Genomic DNA, 20,232 nt, shown 5'->3' on the forward strand with positions numbered 1-20,232 from the left:
TGATTCCAGGAAGCTGGACCAGGCATAAAAAAGGGGCCATCCCCTGCCAAGAGATATGGCCCCAACGCACCTGCGAGAATCGCTTGCCTGAAGAGGGTCTTGCCGGTCAGCGCGCGGTGATCACCGCCAGCTTGCTGATGCCGGCCCGTTCGATGGCCGCCATCGCCCGGGCGACCTCGCCGTAGTTCACGCCATCGTCGGCCTGCAGTTGCACGCGCAGCTCGGCATCCTTGCTCTTGGCGGCCTTGAGGTTGGTCTCCAGCAGGTCCGGCTGGATCTCGTCCTTGTTGATGAACAGCTTGCCGCTGCCATCGATGCTCACCACCAACGGGTCCTTCTGCTCCACCGGGGCGACGGCCTCGGTCTTGGGCAGGTTGATGGGGATGGCGTTGGTCAGCAGCGGCGCGGTGACGATGAACACCACCAGCAGCACCAGCATGACGTCCACCAGCGGCGTGACGTTGATTTCACTCAACACTTCATCGCTGTCCTGGGTCGAGAAGGCCATGTCAGGAGGCCTCCTTCACAGGTTGGGTGAAGCCGGTGTGCTGGCGCTGCACCGCAGGGTGTACCAGTACGCGGAAGGCACTCTTCTGCGCCAGGCTGTAGAAGTCGTGGGCGAAGTCGTCGAGGTCCGCCGCGGTCAGCTTCAGGCGACGGAGGAAATAGTTGTAGACCAGCACCGCCGGCACCGCGACGGCAATACCCACGCCGGTGGCGACCAGCGCCGCGCCGATCGGGCCGGCCACGGTTTCCAGGCTGGCCGAGCCCGCCGCGCTGATGCCCTTGAGGGCTTCCATGATGCCCCACACGGTGCCGAACAGGCCGATGAACGGCGAGGTGCTGCCGATGCTGGCCACCACCGCCAGGCCGGTTTCCAGCGAGCGGCGCTCGCGGACGATCTGCTGGCGCAGGGCGCGCTCCAGGCGGTCCTGGTGGTTGATGGCGTGGCTCAGGTCACTGGCCTGGCCGGGCTCGCCGACCGCAATCGCCGCAAAGCCTGCCTGGGCGACGCGGGCGGCCGGGCCAGGCAGGTCGTGGGCGGGCTCGGCGGCGGAGTCGAGGCTGGACGCGGCCCAGAACTGCTGGTGGAAGCGCTTGTCCTGGTTCTTCAGGCGCACGAACTGCACGACCTTGGCCAGGGCCAGCGCCCAGGTGGCGACGGAGAAGCCGACCAGCAGCCAGATGACCGCGCTTTCAACGGATTCGAGGGGGGATGCCAACAGGCTCATGATGTAGTCCTTCCTTTGAGCGATCGCGGGTTAACGAAGCTTGAAATCGATGGGTACGCTGACCCAGCCCACCTGGGCGACGTCGCCCTGCTTGGCCGGCACGAAGCTCCAGCGCTTGACGGCGGCCAGCGCGGCGGCGTCCAGGGCGTCACGACCGCTGCTCTTCTGCAGCTGGATCTGCCCTGGCTTGCCGCTGGGCAGCACCTCGACCCGCAGCAGCACGGTGCCTTCCCAGCCACGGCGCAGGGCCATCTGCGGGTACTCCGGCGCCGGGTTCTTCAGGTAGGCGGCGTTGGCCGAAGCCGGGGTGACCGGCGCGGGCGCGGGTGGCGTGGGGGCCGGCGCCGGGGGTGCGGGCGCGGCCACCGGAGTTGGCGGTGGCGCCTCGACCGGCTTGGGCTGCGGCTTGGGCTGCGGCTTGGCCACGGGCTTGGGTGCAGGCTTGGGTTTCGGGACCGGCTTGGGCGCGGGCTTGGCAGCCAGTTCGTCGACCACCGGTGGCGGTGGTGGCGGCTGGACCACTGGGGCCGGCGGCGGCGGTTCGACCACTGGCGGCGCCGGGGCGGCGAATTCAATAGTCATGGGCGGAATCTGCGGCGCAACGACCGGCAGCTCGGGCGTCGGCTGATGGCTGACCCAGTACGCCGCGACACCGTGCAGCACCAGCACCAGCAGGCCGAGCGCCAGTTTGTCGCGGCGTTTCAAGCCACTGACCGGCGTGCGTTGCAGGCGCTGTTGCGCGAGCGGCAGGCGCAGGGCGCGGCCAAGCTCGACGAGCGCCCCCGGCGCGGGGCGCCAGGGCTGGTCGTAGGCCCGGGCGGCGGTCTGGACATTACCCATTGCTTGAGGCTCCTGGGGTGTTGATTCAGGTGTGTGGCTGAATCATCGGGGGCCCAGGCTTAGCTCATAAAGGAATGTTTAAAGTTAAACCTATAACCGAATTGCATATTTAATGAGGCGAGTTTCTGGAGCCCTTGTCGGTAAAGGGCTCCAGCCAGGGTGTTGCCGGTCGATGCTTTTCGGGCATGAAAAATATGTGTGACAGGCATCGGATTGTTGCGAGGGCTGCGCCCTCGTTCGCCGGCAAGCCGGCTCCTACCTGTATCGCGACAATCCGGCAGCCAAAAAAAGCCCGGGACCATGCCCGGGCTTTTGCTTCGGCGAATCAGATATCCGCCACCTTCTGCCAAACCTTCGGCCGAAAGAACAACGTTTCCCCCCGCGCCAGCCCGGTGAGGCTGTCGTGATCCTTGACCACCTCGGCCTCGATCAGCTCGCTCTGCCCTTCCACCTTCAGGGTCACCCGGGTGGTCGCGCCCAACGGACGAATATCGCGCACCTCGGCGGCGTGGTGCCCTTCGGTCTCATGCCGCGACAGCGACACCTCGTGCGGGCGGAACAGCACGTGGTGCCCTTCGCTCAGCGCCAGGCGGTTGGAGTCGCCGAGGAAGTGGTAGACGAAGTCGTTGGCCGGCTTCTCGTACACCTCGCCCGGCGAGCCGATCTGCTCGATCACGCCCTTGTTCATCACCACGATGCGGTCGGCGACTTCCATCGCTTCTTCCTGGTCGTGGGTGACGAACACCGAGGTCAGGTTGATGTCTTCGTGCAGGCGCGCCAGCCAGCGGCGCAGTTCTTTGCGCACCTTGGCATCCAGCGCCCCGAACGGCTCGTCGAGCAGCAGCACCTTGGGCTCCACCGCCAGGGCACGGGCCAGGGCGATACGCTGGCGCTGGCCACCGGACAGCTGCTCGGGGTAGCGGTCGGACAGCCAGTCGAGCTGCACCATATTCAGCAGTTCATGAACCTTCTCGGCGATCTTGCTCTCGCTCGGGCGCTCGCCCTTGGGCTTCATGCGCAGGCCGAAAGCGACGTTATCGAACACGCTCATGTGGCGGAACAACGCATAGTGCTGGAACACGAAACCGACGTTGCGATCACGCACGTCGTGGCCGGATACGTCCTCGCCATGGAACACGATGCTGCCGTTATCCGGCGTCTCCAGGCCGGCGATGATGCGCAGCAGGGTGGTCTTGCCGCAGCCGGACGGCCCCAGCAGCGCCACCAGCTCGCCGCTGTGGATATCCAGGTTGATGTTGTCCAGGGCCTGGAAGCTGTTGAAGCGCTTGCTGACGTTACGAACTTCGATCGACATGAATCATTCCTCCGCGGCGCTGTGGCGCAGGCGGTTAATACGGTTCTCGCTCCACTGCTTGAGCAGCAGGATGAAGAGCGCCAGGATCAGCAGCAGGCTGGCCACGCTGAAGGCCGCGACATGGTTGTACTCGTTGTAGAGGATCTCCACGTGCAGCGGCAAGGTGTTGGTGACGCCGCGGATATGGCCGGACACCACCGACACCGCGCCGAACTCGCCCATGGCCCGGGCGGTGCACAGCACCACGCCGTAGATCAGGCCCCACTTGATGTTCGGCAGGGTGACATGCCAGAACATCTGCCAGCCGTTGGCCCCCAGCAGGCGCGCGGCCTCCTCTTCCTGGGTGCCCTGCTCCTGCATCAGCGGGATGAGTTCGCGGGCCACGAACGGCACGGTGACGAAGATGGTCGCCAGGACGATGCCCGGCAGGGCGAAGACGATCTGGATATCGTGGTCCTGCAGCCACGGCCCGAACAGGCCTTGGGCGCCGAACATCAGCACGTAGACCAGGCCGGCGATCACCGGCGACACCGAGAACGGCAGGTCGATCAGGGTCACCAGCACGCTCTTGCCACGGAAGGTGTACTTGCTCACGCACCAGGCAGCGGACACCCCGAACACCAGGTTCAGTGGTACCGAGATGGCCACCGCCAGCAGCGTGAGCTTGAGCGCCGACAGCGCGTCGGGCTCGAAGATCGCTTCGAAGAACGTGCCGAAGCCGTTCTTCAGCGCCTGCGACACCACGATCACCAGCGGCAGCGCCAGGAACAGCGCGAAGACGATCCAGGCCAGGGTGATCAGCACGCGGCGCGAGGTGGCACTGCCGCGCCGGGCGGCGTTGGCGGCGGTTGCACCGAGGGTTTGACTAGACATTGCCGGCCTCCTTCAAGGGGTTTCGATGCGCCGCTGCAGCAGGTTGATCAGCAGCAGCAGGATGAAGGAAACCACCAGCATCAGCACGCCGATGGCGGTGGCGCCGGTGTAGTCGTACTGGTCGAGCTTGACCATGATCAGCAGCGGCAGGATTTCGGTCTTCATCGGCATGTTGCCGGCGATGAAGATCACCGAGCCGTACTCGCCCACGCCCCGAGCGAAGGCCAGGGCAAAGCCGGTCAGCCAGGCTGGCAGCAGCGCCGGCGCCAGTACATGGCGGAACACCTGCAAGGGTTTCGCGCCCAGGCAGGCGGCGGCCTCTTCGACTTCACGCGGAATGTCGGCCAGCACCGGCTGCACCGTGCGCACCACGAACGGCAGGGTGACGAAGGTCAGCGCCAAGGTGATGCCCAGCGGCGTGTAGGCAATCTTGAAACCGAGGTCGGTGGCGAACTGGCCGACCCAGCCCGCCGGGGCGTACAGGGCGGTCAGGGCGATACCGGCGACGGCGGTGGGCAGGGCGAACGGCAGGTCGATCATCGCATCGATGACCTTGCGCCCGGGGAAGGTGTAGCGCACCAGCACCCAGGCCAGCAGGGTGCCGATCACGCCGTTGATGATGGCGGCGAACAGGGCGGTGCCGAAACTCAACTTCAGCGCGGCGAGCACCCGCGGTGCGCTGATGATGGTCCAGAACTGCTCCCAGGTAAGCTGCGCGGCATGGATGAACATGGCGGCCAGCGGTATCAGCACGATCAGGCTGAGGTACACCAAGGTGTAGCCCAGCGTCAGCCCGAAGCCGGGTATGACGGGGGAAATACGACGTGACATAAAGGTCCCTGGTTTAACGCACGAAGCCCGGGGGTCATCCCGGGCCGGTGCAGGCTGCTGAGGTTCGCCGGCAAAGCCGGCTCCTACAGGTACGGCTTCCTCACTGTGCCTGGTAGATTTGGTCGAACACACCGCCGTCATTGAAGAACTTGGGTTGTGCAGTCTTCCAGCCACCGAAGTCCTTGTCGATGGTCACTAGGTCCAGCGTGGGGAACTGCTTGGCGAATTCGGCGGCAACCTTTTCGTCACGCGGGCGGTAGAAGTTCTGCGCGGCGATCTGCTGGCCCGCCGGGCTGTACAGGTGCTTGAGGTATTCCTCGGCGATCTTCTCGTTGCCCTTCTTCTCGGCGTTCTTGTCGACCACCGCCACCGGTGGCTCGGCCAGGATCGACAGCGACGGCACGACGATCTCGAACTTGTCGGCGCCACCGTCTTCCTTCAGTGCCAGGAAGGCCTCGTTCTCCCAGGCCAGCAGCACATCGCCCTGGCCGTTGTTGACGAAGGTGATGGTCGAGCCACGGGCCCCGGTATCCAGCACCGGCACGTGCTTGAACAGCTCCTGCACGTAGGCCTTGGCCTTGTCTTCGCTACCGCCGCTCTTCAGGCCATAGGCCCAGGCGGCGAGGAAGTTCCAGCGGGCGCCGCCGGAGGTCTTCGGGTTGGGGGTAATGACCGAGACGTCCTTCTTGATCAGGTCGCCCCAGTCCTTGATACCTTTCGGGTTGCCCTTGCGAACCAGGAACACGATGGTCGAGGTGTACGGGGTGCTGGCCTGCGGCAGGCGCTTCTGCCAGTCCTCCGGCAGGCTCTTGCCAAGCTTGGCGACTTCGTCGATGTCGCCGGCCAGGGCCAGGGTCACCACATCGGCGCGCAGGCCGTCGATCACCGCGCGGGCCTGCTTGCCGGAACCACCGTGGGATTGCTGGATCTTCACCTGGTCGCCCGGGTGGGCGGCCTGCCAGTGCTTGACGAACTCGGCGTTGTACTGCTGGTACAGCTCGCGGGTCGGGTCATAGGACACGTTCAGCAGTTCGTAGTCCTTGGCGATCGCGGAACCGGCAAAAACGGCACTGGCCAGGGCGGCAAGCGCATAACGGCGGATGGACATGGTGAAGCTCCCGATTGGCATTTTTCTAGTTTTGTAAGTGATGCGGTATCAGCCGGACTTGCCGCCGGGCTGCTGCAGGCGGAACTTCTCCTTGCGTTCGATCTGCACCACCTGGGCGTTGTGCACGGTGATCTCCACCGCGCCGAAGCGCAGGTCGCGTAGTGCGCTCTGGATTTCACGCAGAATGGTGGCTTCGTCCTGACCGTCGATGCTGCGCAGAGATGCACTCATGCTCGTTCTCCTGTGAGTTAGGGTGCCGGGCAGAGGTTTGAAGGGGATTTGCGCCTGGCGTGAGAGCCATAGTAGTGAGGCGCTGATATTCTTAAAAATACTGTTTAAGAATGTTTATATAACTGATTTTTCCGACCACTCTGCCGATGTTCGCCGTCAAGCCGGCTCCTATGGGTAGGAGGCGAGCCACTGGTTCAATGCGGTATTTGTAATCGGATGGACTCGCCCCCGCCGAGGCATCACAGTGCCACGGTGGCGTTCTAAAAAGCCAACGGCAGCGAGGGCGAGACCATGAGCAAGCATAGGACGAAGCGCAATTCCCTGTCTTCCAACGATGTAACGCTTTGCCAACATCTGTCAGTCGACCTGGCCAAGCAAGTCTTTCAGGTGGCCGGAGATGACGGTTCCGGGCGCGTCATCTACGAAGATCGAATCAAATCCCGTGAAGCCTTTCATGCGTTCCTGACCAGGCTGCCACCCACCGTGACGGTCCTGATGGAAAGTGGCCCCGGCGCTCAAGCATGGGGGCGTTTGCTACAGGCGCAGGGAACGCCAGTCCGCATCCTGCCCGCGCAGCGAGTGGCGGAGCACCGCAGTGGTGCCAAGAACGATCGTAACGACGCCCATGCCATCTTGCGCGCAGGCCGGGATACCAGCATTGCTGCGGTGCCGATCAAGAGCACTGCCGCTTTGGCGATTCAAGCCTTACACCGCGCCCGCAGAGGCTATGTCAGGCGCCACACCGCGCTAGGCAACCAGATCCGCGGCCTGTTACTGGAACAGGGCGTCGCCCTGGCGCAAGGCGATTTAGCCGTCAGCCACGGTGTACCGCGCATTCTTGAAGATACGACTCAACCATTGCCAGATCTGCTGCGTGAATTGCTCGATGAACTGCTCGCCGAATGGCGCTATCTGAGTGAGCGTATCGCCATCCTGACAGGACGGCTCGAAACAGCGGCGCAGGCCGACAAGGTCGCATGCCGCCTGATGACGATACGCGGTGTCGGCCCGATCATCGCCACAGCGATGCTGGCCAAGCAGCCTGAACCCTCGCGTTTCCCCAATGCTCGACAGTTTGCCGCTTACTTTGGCCTGGTGCCCGACCAGCACAGCAGTGGAAAGAAGGTCAGGCTAGGCAAGATGAGCAAGCGAGGTGACGGCTACCTGCGCAGCATGATGATCCAGGGTGCGCACGCGGTTCTTAGCCATTTGAAGCCTGATTCCGATCAGCCAGACGATCGCCGCCTCTTGCGATGGTTAACTCGACTTGGTCGCAAGGAGGCGGCGATCAGACTGGCTAATCGAAATCTGCGCATCATCTGGGTGCTGCTACAAGGTGAGCAGGTCTACCAACGCCAACCGAACGATCGTCAGGAGCCCGCCATGAGCCACTGACTTACGGTGTTACGCCACCGGGGTGCCGAGCGCCCCAGCCCCTGCTAGTGAACATCGACCCTAGGTAAGACCGTCGCGGATTAATGCCTACGCTCCTACCGGCCCAAGAGGCCTAAATGTAATGGGCATGCTGCGAGCTCACCCCGATGTTGGCCAGAAGCACCAAGCTTCCTCGAATAGGCCTGATACATAGATGCAACCGGGTAACCTTGTTCGAAAAGCAGGTAGACAATGTAGGCGAGTCCATACATAGGAGCGGATTCATCCGCGATGCAGGCACCGCGACACTCGGCACGGGCGGCGCCCGTGATCGCGGATAAATCCGCTCCTACAAGGGTTTGTGTTCCGGTTCGCGGATCTTGTACCAGGCCACATACAGCGCCGGCAGGAACAGCAGCGTCAGCAGCGTTGCACTGATGATGCCGCCAATCATGGCGTAGGCCATCGGCCCCCAGAACACTTCCCGGGCAATCGGGATCATGCCCAGGCTTGCCGCCGCCGCCGTCAGCAGGATCGGCCGCCGGCGGTGGTTGGTCGCCTCCACCACCGCATCCCAGGGCGTGTAGCCCTGCTCCTCGAACTCGTCGATCTGGGTCACCAGGATCACCGAGTTGCGGATGATGATCCCGGCCAGGGCAAGGATCCCGAGAATCGCCACGAAGCCCATCGGTGTGCCCGTGGGCACCAGCGCCAGCACCACGCCGATCAGCCCCAGCGGCGCGACGCTGACCACCAGGAACAGCTTCTGCACGCTGTGCAGCTGGATCATCAGGAAGGTCGCCATCAGGAACAGCATCAGCGGGATCACGGCGGCGATCGGTCCCTGTGCCTTGGCGCTCTCTTCCACCGTACCGCCGGTGGCTACGTCGTAACCCACCGGCAGCTTGCTGGCGAAGCCGTCGATGCTGGGCTTGAGATCGGCCACCAGGTCGGTTGGCTGGATGTCACCCACCACCGACGCCTTGATGGTGATGGTTGGCTTGCGGTCGCGGCGCCACACCAGTGGCTGCTCCTGCTCGTAGCGTACGGTGGCGAAGGCCAGCAATGGGATCGAGGCGCCGCTGGGCGTGACGATCTGCAGGTTCTGCAAGGTATCCGGCGAGCCGCGCTCGCTGTCTACAGCACGGGCCACCACGTTGACCAGGTAGATATTGTCGTTGACCTGGGTGACCGGCACGCCGCTGACGATGCTGTTCATCACCTTAGCCACGTCCTCGGACGAAAGGCCCAGCTGGCGCGCCTTGTCCTGGGCGATCTCGATGCGCAGCACCTTACCGGGCTCGTTCCAGTCGTAGATCATCTCACCGATGTGTTCGTTGCTGTCGAGCAGGGTCGCCAGCTCGATGGCATGCCGACGCACCTGGTCGATATCCTTGCCGCTGACCCGGTACTGGATCGGTCGGCCCACCGGCGGGCCCATCTCCAGCGACTGGACGTTGGTACCCACGCCGACGAACTCCTCGTGCAGCAGTTTCTGCAAGCGTTCCATCATGCCCGCGCGCTCTTCGAAGCCTTTGCTGACGATCACCAACTGGGCGTAGTACGGGTTCTGCAATTGCTGGTCGAGGGGCAGGTAGAAGCGGATCGCGCCCTGGCCGATGTAGGTGCTCCAGTGCACCAGGTCTGGGTCGTCCTTGATTCTCGCCTCCAGGCGGTCGACGACCTTGCGCGTCTCCTCGATGGAGGCATTCTGCGGCAGGTTCAGGTCGACCAGGATTTCCGGGCGATCCGACGACGGGAAAAACTGGTTCTGCACGAAGCGCATGCTGAAGATCGACAAGGCGAACAGCAGCACCGTGCCAATGATGGTCAGCCAGCGATGGCGCATGCACCACAGCAGCCCGCCCTCGAACGCCCGGCCGACGCGCCCGGGCTCGGCCTCATGAGGCTTGAGCTTGCTGCTGCTGAGTATGTGCACGCCCAGCACCGGGGCGAAGAACACCGCCACCACCCACGACACCAGCAAGGCCACGGCAATGACCGCGAACAGGGTGTAGGTGTACTCGCCCGCGGAACTGGCGTTGAGGCCGATTGGCACGAAGCCGGCCACGGTCACCAGAGTGCCGGTCAGCATGGGGAACGCGGTGGAGGTGTAGGCGAAGGTGGCCGCCTGCTCCTTGCTCTCGCCCATCTCCAGGCGCGTGACCATCACTTCGACGGTGATCATCGCGTCGTCCACCAGCAACCCCAGGGCAATGATCAGCGCACCCAGCGAGATCCGCTGCATGGTGATGTCGCTGTACTCCATGAACACGAAGACCATGGCCAGCACCAGCGGGATCGAGCAGGCCACCACCAGGCCCGCGCGTATGCCGAGGCTGACGAAACTCACCGCCAGTACGATCACCACCGCCTCGAACAGCGCGCTGGTGAAACCGCCGACCGCCTGCTTGACCACCACCGCCTGGTCGGACACGTTGTGCACGCCGACGCCCACCGGCAGGTCGCGGACGATGCTGTCCATCCGCTTTTTCAAGGCCGCGCCGAACACCTCGATATTGGCGCCGGCCTTCATGCCGATCGCCAGGCCGATGGCGGTCTGGCCATTGAAGCGAAACATGGGCGAAGGCGGGTCGACGTAGCCGCGCTCGATGTCGGCGATGTCGGCCAGGCGGAAGAAGCGGTCGTTGATGCGCAGGTTCACAGTCTCCAGGTCCTTCTCCGAGGCGAACTGCCCGGTGGTGCGCACCGAGATACGCTCGGGCCCCGCCTCGATGACCCCGGCCGGAGTCACCGCGTTCTGCTGTTGCAAGGCTTGCATGGCCTGGCGCTGGTCGATGCCCAGCGCGGCCAGCTTGCGGGTGGAGAAGTTCAGGTAGAGCACTTCATCTTGTGTACCGATCAGCTCGACCTTGCCGATGTTCGGCACCTCGCGCACTTCGGCCCGCGCCACCTCGACATAGTCGCGCAGCTGGCGCAAGGTGAGGCCGTCGGCGGTGAAGGCGTAGATCGAACCGAATACATCGCCGAACTCATCGTTGAAGCCTGGCCCCTGGATACCCGCAGGGAACTGCCCGCGAATGTCCTGGATCTTCTTGCGCACCTGGTACCAGATCTCGGGGATGTCCTTGGCCTTGGTGGTGTCGCGCAGGTAGACGTAGACAGTGGACTCGCCCGGGCGGGTGTAGCTCTTCACATAGTCGAGCGAGTCGAGTTCCTCGAGTTTCTTCTCGATGCGGTCGGTGACCTGGTACAGGGTCTCGTCCTGCGTGGCACCGGGCCAGCGGGTCTGGATGACCATGGTCTTGATGGTGAAGGACGGGTCTTCCTCACGGCCGAGGTTGACGTAGGAGAAGATCCCCATCAGCAGACCGACGAACATCAGGTACCAGACGAAGGACTGGTGCTTCAGCGCCCATTCCGAGAGGTTGAAGCTTCCTTTCATTGCGCGTCCTCATCGAAGGTGACCTTCTGGCCGGGCTTGAGGCTGTTCACACCGGCCGTCACCACCCGCTCGCCGGGCTGCACGCCGGAGGCCAGGACGATGCTGTCGGCAGTGCGCCCGATCAGCGCGACGTCACGGGTGGCCACGGTTTTCTGCTGTGGATCGACCACCCACACCTGGGTCTTGCCATCGCGTTCGAGCAGTGCGGTCAACGGCAGCTGACTGCGTGGGCTCACTGCCGAAGACAGGGTGACGCTGATCGCCGTGCCCAGGTGGAAGGCATCCGGGGTACTGGCCAGGGTCAGCCGGGCGCGGCGGGTACGGGTGGTGGCATCGGCCTGGGGCTCCAGCTCGCGTAGCGTGGCGGTGGTGTTGATGCTGGGGTCAAGCTGCGAGGCGACGGTGAAGGTGAGGGCCTTGTTCAGTTGTTCCGCGAGCGGGATCGGCAGGTCGATCACCGCCTCCTTGACGTCGGGGCGGGCAAGCGTGACCACCGCCTGACCGGCGCTGACGGTCTGCCCGGCCTCGGCCTGCCAGGCGGTGACCACCGCCGCGTGGTCGGTGCGCAGGGTGCTGTAGTCGAGCTGGTCGCGCGCCTGGCTGACGGCCGAACGCGCTTGCTCCAGCGCAGCGCCGGTGGTCTTCAGGTCGGTCTGGGCGATGTCCAGCTGGGCCTGTGCGCCAACGCCACGGTCATACAGCTGCTGCTGACGGCGGGCATTGGCCTGGGCGTTGATCCATTGCGCCTGGACCTTGGCCAAGTCGCCTTCGGCGGCGCGCAACTGGTTCTGCTGGTCGGTCGGATCAAGAGTGGCCAGGGTATCGCCAGGGCTCACCCGCGCACCCACATCCAGCCAGCGCCGGGCGATGCGCCCAGACACCCGGAACCCCAGGGTGCTTTCGTAGCGGGCCTGGATGGCGCCGGCAAAGCGGCCCAACTGCGACTGCACCTGGGGCTCGACCAGCGTCGACAACACCGGGCGCACCGCCTCGGGCTGCACCTCTTCGCCGCCGCAGGCGGCCAGCACCAGGCTGGTGGACAGTATCAACAGCTGGCGCTTCATGGCGCGGCTCCTCCGTCCCTGGCACTGACCTTCTCGACCTGCATGCCCGGGTGCAGCAGTTGCCCACCGCCCACCACCACGGTTTCACCGCCCTTGATACCGTCGGCGATCACCACTTTGCCGGTGAGGTAGCGCGCCACCTGGACCTTGCGCAGTTCGACCTTGTCGCCCTCGCCCACCACCCATACCGCCGGTTCACGCAGCGCCTTGGTCAGCGCCGCCCACGGCAGCTCGATGCTCGGCCGGCCCTGGGTATTGCCGGTAGCGGTAACCGGCGACCCCAGCTGCATGCCCGCGGGTACGTTGCGTAGCGCCACCTTGACCTGCACGGTGCCGCTCTCGGCGGACACCGTCGGAGTGATCTCGCGGACCCGGCCCTCGGCCTTGATCGCCGGGTTGTCCAGCAGGCTGACAACGACGCCCTCGTCGCTGGGCGCTTTCACCAGCAGCGCTTCGTAGACATTGAACACCGCGTCGCGGTCGCCATCGACGGCCAGGCCGAAGATCGGCATGGTCGCCTGCACCACCTGGCCGACCTCGGCCTGGCGCGCGGTGATCACCCCGTCGGCCTCGGATACCAGCGCTGTGTAGCTCAACTGCTCGTTGGCGTTGGCCAGTTGCGCCTGGGCGGCCTTGAGCGCGCTCTGGCTGCTGCGCAGAGCCGCTTCGGCAGAGTCGTATTCGCTCTGGCTGGTGTAGCCCTTGGGCAGGAGCTTCTGCTGGCGCACGAACGCGGCGCTGGTCTGGGTGACCCTGGCCTGCTCGGCGAACACTTCGGCCTTGGCGGAATCGACCGAGTTCTGAAGGTCCTTCGGGTCCAGGCGCGCCAGCACCTGGTTGGCCTTGACGTGGTCGCCGACATCGACGCTGCGCGCGATGATCTTGCCGCCCACGCGGAACGACAGGTCGGTCTGCACCCGTGCCTGCACATCGCCGGTCAAGGTGACCTTGGCGGCAAAATCGGTGGGCTGCACCTGTTGCACCACCACCCTGGGCAACACCGGACCGGTTTGCTCCTTGCCACAGCCCGTAAGCATGAACAGCAGCCCCAGGCAAACGACCATCGGCGGACGTATTACCGTCATGCAGGCTCCTTGCTTCGACAAAGGGTGAGAGGGATGCGTTTGAAGCGTAGATCAGGGAAGGACAAACGGCACCGATGTCGGCCCAACAAAGCTAAGCGCGATCGGCGATACTGCCAGCCTGACGCTCAAGGACACCGCCGATGCTGACCACCCTGGCCATTGCCAACTACCGCTCGATCAACCAGCTGGTGATGCCGCTCGGGCGGCTCAACGTGATCACCGGTGCCAACGGCAGCGGCAAGTCCAACCTGTACAAGGCCTTGCGCCTGCTGGCCGAGACCGCCCGCGGCGGCGTGGTCAACGCGCTGGCTGCCGAGGGCGGGCTGGAGTCGACCTTCTGGGCCGGCCCCGAGAAGCTCAGCCGGCGCATGCTCAACGGCGAGGTGCCGGTGGAAGGCGGGCCACGCCAGCAAGCCAGGCGCCTGAAGATGGGCTTCGCCGGAGCGGATTTCGGCTACGCGATCAGCCTCGGCCTGCCCGAACCCAGTCGGTCGAAGTTCGCCCTGGACCCGCAGATCAAACAGGAGACCATCTGGGCCGGGCCCCTATGCCGCCCGGCCAGTCAGCTGGTGCAGCGCAACGCAGGCATGGTCAAGGCCCGTGACGGGCGCCAATGGCAGGTGCTGCACCAGCACATGACCGAGTTCGACAGCCTGTTCGACCAGGTCGGCAGCCTCCAGGGCTCCCCCGAGGTGCCGCATCTGCGCGAGCAGATCCGCAGCTGGCGCTTCTACGACCATTTTCGTACCGATGCCGAGGCCCCTGCCCGGCAATCACGGCTGGGAACGCGCACGCCGGTGCTGCATCACGACGGCCGTGACCTCGCGGCCGCCCTGCAGACCATCGACGAGATCGGCGACCTGCAGGCGCTGCAGGACGCAGTGGGCGATGCCTTTCCCGGCGCCCGGCTCGCGGTCGACGCCCAGCCCGGCGGCCTGTTCGGCCTGCGTTTCCACCAGGCCGGGCTGCTGCGGCCGCTGAGCGCTGCCGAGCTGTCCGACGGAACCTTGCGCTACCTGTTGCTGGTGGCTGCCCTGCTCACACCGCGCCCGCCGAGCATGATGGTGCTCAACGAGCCGGAGACCAGCCTGCATCCGGACTTGTTGCCGGCACTGGCGCGCCTGATCCGCCGCGCGGCGCGGGAGTGTCAGGTATGGGTGGTGTCGCACGCGCCCCGGCTGGTGGCGGCGCTGGAGGAGGATGACGACTGCAATTCGATCCACCTGGAGAAAACCTTGGGGCAGACCGGTATCGTCGGGCAGGGCATGCTGGATGAGCCGGCCTGGAACTGGCCGGATCAAGGCTGAACGAACGCGAACCGTAGGAGCCAGCCTTGCTGGCGAACCAGGCACCGGCTGTGCCGGCTCCTACAGTAATCGCGTCGGTGGATCAGACCTGCGCGGTGGCCTGGGCTGGACGGCGGACCTGGGTGGTCTGCACGTTCGCCGCGGCACCTTCTTCGATAGCCTGCTGGATCGCCCGGCGGCGACGTTCCTCAGCTTGGCGGCTGAAGTACCAGACCAGGAAGGTCACCAGCGACACCGACAGCAGGATCAGGCTGGCCACGGCGTTGATTTCCGGCTTCACGCCCAGGCGCACGGCCGAGAACACTTCCATCGGCAGCGTGGTCGAGCCCGGGCCGGACACGAAGCTGGCCAGCACCAGGTCATCCAGCGACAGGGCGAACGACATCATGCCGCCCGCCGCCAGCGACGGCGCGATCATCGGGATGGTGATCAGGAAGAACACCTTCCACGGCTTGGCGCCCAAGTCCATGGCTGCTTCTTCGATGGACAGGTCCAGCTCGCGCAGGCGTGCCGACACCACCACCGCTACATAGGCTGCGCAGAACGTGGTGTGGGCGATCCAGATGGTGACGATGCCACGCTCCTGGGGCCAACCGATCATCTGTGCCATGGCCACGAACAGCAGCAACAGCGACAGACCGGTGATCACCTCGGGCATCACCAGCGGTGCGGTGACCAGGCCACCAAACAGGGTACGCCCCTTGAAGCGGGTGACCCGGGTCAGCACGAAGGCCGCCAGGGTGCCCAGCGCCACTGCGGCGACCGCCGTGTAGCAGGCGATCTCCAGCGAGCGCATCACCGAGCCCATCAGCTGGGTGTTGTCGAGCAGGCCGACGTACCACTTCACCGACCAGCCGCCCCACACCGTCACCAGCTTGGAGGCGTTGAACGAGTAGATCACCAGGATCAGCATCGGCAGGTAGATGAACAGCAAGCCAAGCACCAGCATCAGCTTGGAGAAACTGAAGCGTTTCATGCGCGGCCCTCCATCTCTTTGGCCTGGCTACGGTTGAACAGCAGGATCGGCACGATCAGGATCGCCAGCATCACCACCGCCAGCGCGGACGCCACCGGCCAGTCACGGTTATTGAAGAACTCTTGCCACAGCACTTTACCGATCATCAGGGTTTCCGGGCCGCCGAGCAGTTCAGGAATCACGAACTCGCCGACCACCGGAATGAACACCAGCATGCAGCCGGCGATGATGCCGTTCTTCGACAGCGGCACGGTGATCTTCCAGAAGCTGTTGAAGGTGCTCGAACCGAGGTCCGATGCAGCCTCAAGCAGGCTTTCGTCGTGCTTCACCAGGTTGGCGTACAGCGGCAGGATCATGAACGGCAGGTACGAATAGACCACGCCGATATACACCGCCAGGTTGGTGTTGAGGATCTGCAACGGCTGGTCGATCAGCCCCAGCCACAGCAGGAAGCTGTTGAGCAGCCCGTTGTTGCTGAGGATGCCCATCCAGGCATAGACGCGGATCAGGATCGCGGTCCAGGTCGGCATCATGATCAGCAGCAGCAGGACCGTCTGCGACTCTTTGTTGGCCTTGGAGATGGCATAGGCCATCGGGTAGCCGATCAGCAGGCAGAGCAAGGTGCTGAAGAAGGCAACCTTGAGCGAGCCGAGGTAGGCCGCGATGTACAGCTCGTCTTCGGTCAGCAGGCCATAGTTGGCGAGGTTCAGCACCAGCTGGACCTTGCCTTCCAGATACGTGTAGATCTCGGTGTACGGCGGGATCGCCACGTCGGCTTCGGCAAAGCTGATCTTCAACACGATGAAGAACGGCAGCATGAAGAACAGGAACAGCCAGATGAACGGCACGCCGATCACCATGTGCCGCCCTTCGGGAATCAGGCGCTGGAGGGCTCGTTTGAGCTTTCGTGGTTTCATGAGCGCAGTACCACGCCGCTGTCGTCTTCCCACCACACGTAGACTTCGTCATCCCAGGTCGGGCGGGTGCCCTGGCGCTCGGCGTTGGCGACGAAGGACTGGACGATCTTGCCGCCAGGCAGTTCGACGTAGAACACCGAGTGGCCACCGAGGTAGGCGATGTCGTGGACCTTGCCGCGCGACCAGTTGTGCTCGCAGGTCGGCTGCTCGGTGGTGACCAGCAGTTTCTCCGGGCGCAGGGCGTAGGTGATGTGCTTGTCCTCGACCGAGGTGGTGACACCGTGGCCGACGTAGATCTTGCGCTCCAGTTCCGGGCTGGCAATGATCGCGTGGCCTTCAGCGTCGTCGACCACTTCACCGTCGAACAGGTTGACGTTGCCGATGAACTCGCAGACCAGGCGGCTGGTCGGGGTCTCGTAGACGTCGATCGGGCTGCCGATCTGGGCGATCCAGCCCAGGTGCATGATGGCGATGCGCTGGGCCATGGTCATGGCCTCTTCCTGGTCGTGGGTCACCATCACGCAGGTCACACCCACGCGCTCGATGATCTCCACCAGCTCCAGTTGCATCTGCGAACGCAGTTTCTTGTCCAGCGCACCCATGGGTTCGTCGAGCAGCAGCAGCTTCGGGCGCTTGGCCAGCGAACGGGCCAGGGCCACGCGCTGACGCTGGCCACCGGACAACTGGTGCGGCTTGCGCTTGGCGTACTGGGTCATATGCACCAGCTTGAGCATCTCGGCCACGCGGGCGTCGATCTCGGCCTTCGGCATCTTGTCCTGCTGCAGGCCGAAGGCGATGTTCTGCGCCACGGTCATGTGCGGGAACAGCGCGTAGGACTGGAACATCATGTTGATCGGCCGCTCGTAGGGCGGCATGTCGGTGATGTCGACGCCATCGAGGAAGATCCGCCCTTCGGTCGGACGCTCGAAGCCGGCCAGCATGCGCAGCAAGGTGGACTTGCCGGAACCGGAGCCGCCCAGCAGGGCGAAGATCTCGCCCTTGCGGATTTCCAGGGACACATCGTCCACGGCTACCGTTTCGTCGAACTTTTTCGTGACCCGGTCGATCTTGACCAGCACCTGCTTGGGTTGCTGGCCACCCTCGAGGGCTTTCTTATAGGCACCGGAGGCAACTGCCATGAGTGAAACTCCCAACAAGATTTATGTGCCCGCCGCTGCGCTGGCGGGCCTGGATTGTTACTTGCCCGACTTGACCTTGGTCCAGCTGCGGGTCATCAAACGTTGCACCTTGGGTGGCAACTCGGCGTTGACGAACATCTTGTCCAGCACTTCCTGCGGTGGGTAAACCGCGGCGTCAGTCCTCACGGCCTGGTCCATCAGGTCGCCAGCCTTGGGGTTCGGGTTGGCGTAACCGACGTAATCACTGACCTGGGCGATAACCTCAGGTTTCAGCAAATAGTTGATGAAGGCATGGGCCTCCTTGACGTTGCTGGCATCCTTGGGGATCGCCAGCACATCGAACCAGAGGTTGCCGCCTTCCTTCGGGATGGCGTAGGCCAGTTTCACGCCCTTCTTCGCTTCCTCAGCGCGGGCCTTGGCCTGGAACACGTCGCCGGAGAAGCCGGCGGCCACGCAGATATCGCCGTTGGCGAGATCGGTGATGTACTTCGAGGAGTGGAAGTAGGTGACATACGGGCGCACGGCCAGCAGTTTCTCTTCCGCCTTCTGGTAATCCTTCGGGTTGCTGCTGTTGGGGTCCAGCCCCATGTAGTTGAGCACGGCCGGGAGCATCTCGTCGGCCGAGTCGAGGAAGGCCACGCCGCACTTGGCGAGCTTCTTCATGTTCTGCGGTTCGAACAGCACCGCCCAGGAGTCGATCTTGTCAGTGCCCAGCGCGGCCTTGACCTTCTCGACGTTGTAGCCGATACCGTTGGTGCCCCACAGGTAGGGGACGGCGTACTGGTTGCCCGGGTCGTTCTTCTCCAGGCGCTTCATCAGCGCCGGGTCGAGGTTCGCGTAGTTGGGCAGCAGGTCACGGTCGAGCTTCTGGAAAGCGCCCGCCTTGATCTGCTTACCCAGGAAATGGTTGGACGGCACGACCACGTCGTAGCCGGTGCGCCCGGCCAGCAACTTGCCTTCCAGCGTCTCGTTGCTGTCAAAGACGTCGTACTTGGGGGTGATGCCGGTTTCCTTCTGGAACTCGGCAAGCGTATTGGGGCCGACATAGTCGGACCAGTTGTAGATGTGCACCGTGGGCGCCGCTTGGACGCTGCAAGCCAGCGTCAGACCCGCTCCAGCCATCAAGGCCTTGCGAAATACAGAAATGGACAAGTGGGTGGTCCTCACAATCAGTGCCTCAAGTGGCGGAAAAACTCGGCCGCACACGCAAAACCGGCGCGCAACTTACCTTCACGGCGAGGATGCCGCAAACTTATTTGCCTTAACCTGCCTCTGGGCCGGGAAACCCCGGCCCAGAGGGCCTTGCATCGGGCTTACTTGCCCGACTTGATCTTGGTCCAGCTGCGGGTGATATCGCGCTGGGCGTTCTTCTCCGGCGCTTTGATGGCGTACAGCTTGGCCTTCACGTCATCGGACGGGTAGATAGCCGGATCGCTGGTGATCTCTTTGTCCACCAGCGGGGTGGCGGCCTTGTTGCCGTTCGGGAAGCGCACGGCATTGGTGATGCCGGCCATCACTTCCGGCTGCAGCAGGAAGTCCATGAACTTGTAGGCGGCCTCGACGTTCTCGGCGTCCTTCGGAATGGCGACCATGTCGTAGAAGGTGCCGGCACCTTCCTTCGGAATGGTGTAGCTCAGTTTGACCTTGTCGCCCGCTTCGTGGGCACGGGCCTTGGATTGCTCCAGGTCACCCGAGTAGCCCACGGCCACGCAGATGTTGCCGTTGGCCAAGTCCGAGATGTACTTGGAGGAGTGGAAGTAGGTGATCGACGGACGAATCTTCAGGAACAGGTCTTCCGCGGCCTTCAGGTCTTCCTTCTTGGTGCTGTCGCTCGGCAGGTCCAGATAGTGCAGCGCGGCCGGGATCATCTCGGTCGGGGCATCGAGGAAGCTCACGCCGCAGCTCTTGAGCTTGGCGATGTTCTCAGGCTTGAACACGGCGTCCCACGAGTCGATCTTGTCCACGCCCAGCGCGGCCTTTACCTTCTCCGGGTTGTAACCGATGCCGATCGAGCCCCACATGTACGGGAAGGCGAACTTGTTGCCTGGGTCGCTGGCATCACCCACGGCCTTGAGCAGTGCTGGGTCGAGGTTCTTCCAGTTGGGCAGCTTGGAGCGGTCCAGTTCTTGATAGACGCCGGCCTTGATCTGTTTGGCCAGGAAGTTGTTGGACGGCACGACGATGTCGTAGCCCGACTTGCCCGCCAGCAGCTTGGCTTCGAGGGTCTCGTTGCTGTCGAAGACGTCGTAGACCACCTTGATGCCGGTCTGCTTCTCGAAGTTGGCCACGGTGTCCGGGGCGATGTAGTCCGACCAGTTGTAGACGTGCAGTACCTTGTCGTCAGCCTGAACAGCGGTCGCCATGGCACCCATCAGGGCGGCGGCCAGCAGCGTCTTGCCCAATTTCTTCATGCGTAATGCTCCAGAATTTATTATCAAGCCATCTGTTCAGCAGCCAGGTACCACGGGACGCGCGCTGGGCGACTGAAACAGCCGTTAGTCTGGCAAGTTACAAGGCGCTGTTTCAACCAAAGC

General features: G+C 63.9%; 18 protein-coding genes. 2 read left to right on the forward strand and 16 right to left on the reverse strand.

The annotated features are described in order from the left end of the window. Positions 1-106: 106 nt before the first annotated feature. From IM733_RS18230 to oscA, 8 genes are all read right to left on the reverse strand, one after another. Positions 107-508 carry an ExbD/TolR family protein gene (locus IM733_RS18230; protein WP_011536258.1) on the reverse strand — a complete coding sequence of 134 codons (402 nt, stop codon included), beginning with the start codon at positions 506-508 and terminating at the stop codon, positions 107-109. 1 nt (position 509) lies between these two features. Continuing rightward, on the reverse strand, positions 510-1,232 hold the full coding sequence (locus IM733_RS18235; RefSeq protein ID WP_248917907.1) for a MotA/TolQ/ExbB proton channel family protein: 723 nt from the start codon (positions 1,230-1,232) through the stop codon (positions 510-512). Positions 1,233-1,262: 30 nt separating this feature from the next. Then, the gene (locus IM733_RS18240) at positions 1,263-2,072 is read right to left on the reverse strand and encodes an energy transducer TonB (RefSeq protein WP_248917908.1); all 810 of its coding nucleotides are present in this window, start codon (positions 2,070-2,072) and stop codon (positions 1,263-1,265) included. 325 nt (positions 2,073-2,397) lie between these two features. Continuing rightward, complete coding sequence (locus IM733_RS18245) at positions 2,398-3,387, reverse strand: sulfate/molybdate ABC transporter ATP-binding protein (RefSeq protein ID WP_011536261.1); 990 nt, start codon at positions 3,385-3,387, stop codon at positions 2,398-2,400. A 3-nt stretch (positions 3,388-3,390) separates the two neighbouring features. Next, complete coding sequence (cysW, locus tag IM733_RS18250; protein WP_248917909.1) at positions 3,391-4,260, reverse strand: sulfate ABC transporter permease subunit CysW; 870 nt, start codon at positions 4,258-4,260, stop codon at positions 3,391-3,393. Positions 4,261-4,272: 12 nt separating this feature from the next. Next, entirely contained in the window at positions 4,273-5,091 is an 819-nt protein-coding gene (cysT, locus tag IM733_RS18255; protein WP_248917910.1) for a sulfate ABC transporter permease subunit CysT, read from the reverse strand. Positions 5,092-5,191: 100 nt separating this feature from the next. After that, a complete protein-coding gene (locus IM733_RS18260) occupies positions 5,192-6,199 on the reverse strand; it encodes a sulfate ABC transporter substrate-binding protein (RefSeq protein ID WP_248917911.1) in 1,008 nt (335 codons plus the stop codon). Positions 6,200-6,247: 48 nt separating this feature from the next. After that, positions 6,248-6,430, reverse strand: coding sequence for a sulfur starvation response protein OscA (oscA, locus tag IM733_RS18265; RefSeq protein WP_011536265.1), 183 nt, complete (start codon positions 6,428-6,430; stop codon positions 6,248-6,250). Positions 6,431-6,721: 291 nt separating this feature from the next. Between oscA and IM733_RS18270 the strand changes: the two genes are divergently transcribed. After that, positions 6,722-7,825 (forward strand): IS110 family transposase, encoded by a 1,104-nt coding sequence (locus IM733_RS18270; RefSeq protein WP_248917269.1) that lies wholly within the window; start codon positions 6,722-6,724, stop codon positions 7,823-7,825. Between the two features lie 328 nt (positions 7,826-8,153). Here IM733_RS18270 and IM733_RS18275 read toward each other — a convergent pair whose 3' ends face one another. From IM733_RS18275 to IM733_RS18285, 3 genes are read right to left on the reverse strand one after another with little or no spacing between them, the layout of a single operon-like run. Beyond that, positions 8,154-11,210, reverse strand: a complete 3,057-nt coding sequence (locus IM733_RS18275; protein ID WP_248917912.1) for an efflux RND transporter permease subunit — start codon at positions 11,208-11,210, stop codon at positions 8,154-8,156. Continuing rightward, positions 11,207-12,274, reverse strand: a complete 1,068-nt coding sequence (locus tag IM733_RS18280; protein WP_248917913.1) for an efflux RND transporter periplasmic adaptor subunit — start codon at positions 12,272-12,274, stop codon at positions 11,207-11,209. Before IM733_RS18280 ends, IM733_RS18275 begins: the two co-directional genes overlap by 4 nt. Beyond that, on the reverse strand, positions 12,271-13,359 hold the full coding sequence (locus tag IM733_RS18285) for an efflux RND transporter periplasmic adaptor subunit (protein WP_248917914.1): 1,089 nt from the start codon (positions 13,357-13,359) through the stop codon (positions 12,271-12,273). Before IM733_RS18285 ends, IM733_RS18280 begins: the two co-directional genes overlap by 4 nt. Positions 13,360-13,499: 140 nt before the next feature. On the opposite strand from IM733_RS18285, the gene IM733_RS18290 reads away from it, so the two are divergent. Further along, positions 13,500-14,666 (forward strand): AAA family ATPase, encoded by a 1,167-nt coding sequence (locus IM733_RS18290; protein WP_248917915.1) that lies wholly within the window; start codon positions 13,500-13,502, stop codon positions 14,664-14,666. Positions 14,667-14,748: 82 nt separating this feature from the next. Here IM733_RS18290 and IM733_RS18295 read toward each other — a convergent pair whose 3' ends face one another. The 5 genes from IM733_RS18295 to IM733_RS18315 form a co-directional block, all read right to left on the reverse strand. Further along, positions 14,749-15,642, reverse strand: a complete 894-nt coding sequence (locus IM733_RS18295) for an ABC transporter permease subunit (RefSeq protein ID WP_248917916.1) — start codon at positions 15,640-15,642, stop codon at positions 14,749-14,751. After that, positions 15,639-16,520, reverse strand: a complete 882-nt coding sequence (locus tag IM733_RS18300; RefSeq protein ID WP_248921195.1) for an ABC transporter permease subunit — start codon at positions 16,518-16,520, stop codon at positions 15,639-15,641. Before IM733_RS18300 ends, IM733_RS18295 begins: the two co-directional genes overlap by 4 nt. A gap of 35 nt (positions 16,521-16,555) precedes the next feature. Next, complete coding sequence (locus IM733_RS18305; RefSeq protein WP_240065479.1) at positions 16,556-17,698, reverse strand: ABC transporter ATP-binding protein; 1,143 nt, start codon at positions 17,696-17,698, stop codon at positions 16,556-16,558. A gap of 57 nt (positions 17,699-17,755) precedes the next feature. Continuing rightward, the gene (locus IM733_RS18310) at positions 17,756-18,850 is read right to left on the reverse strand and encodes a polyamine ABC transporter substrate-binding protein (protein ID WP_248917917.1); all 1,095 of its coding nucleotides are present in this window, start codon (positions 18,848-18,850) and stop codon (positions 17,756-17,758) included. A 161-nt stretch (positions 18,851-19,011) separates the two neighbouring features. Continuing rightward, positions 19,012-20,109: a polyamine ABC transporter substrate-binding protein gene (locus tag IM733_RS18315; protein WP_248917918.1), complete on the reverse strand. Its 1,098-nt coding sequence runs from the start codon at positions 20,107-20,109 to the stop codon at positions 19,012-19,014. Positions 20,110-20,232 lie beyond the last annotated feature (123 nt).

It is taken from the genome of Pseudomonas entomophila, from assembly GCF_023277925.1.
Lineage (GTDB): Bacteria > Pseudomonadota > Gammaproteobacteria > Pseudomonadales > Pseudomonadaceae > Aquipseudomonas > Aquipseudomonas entomophila_D.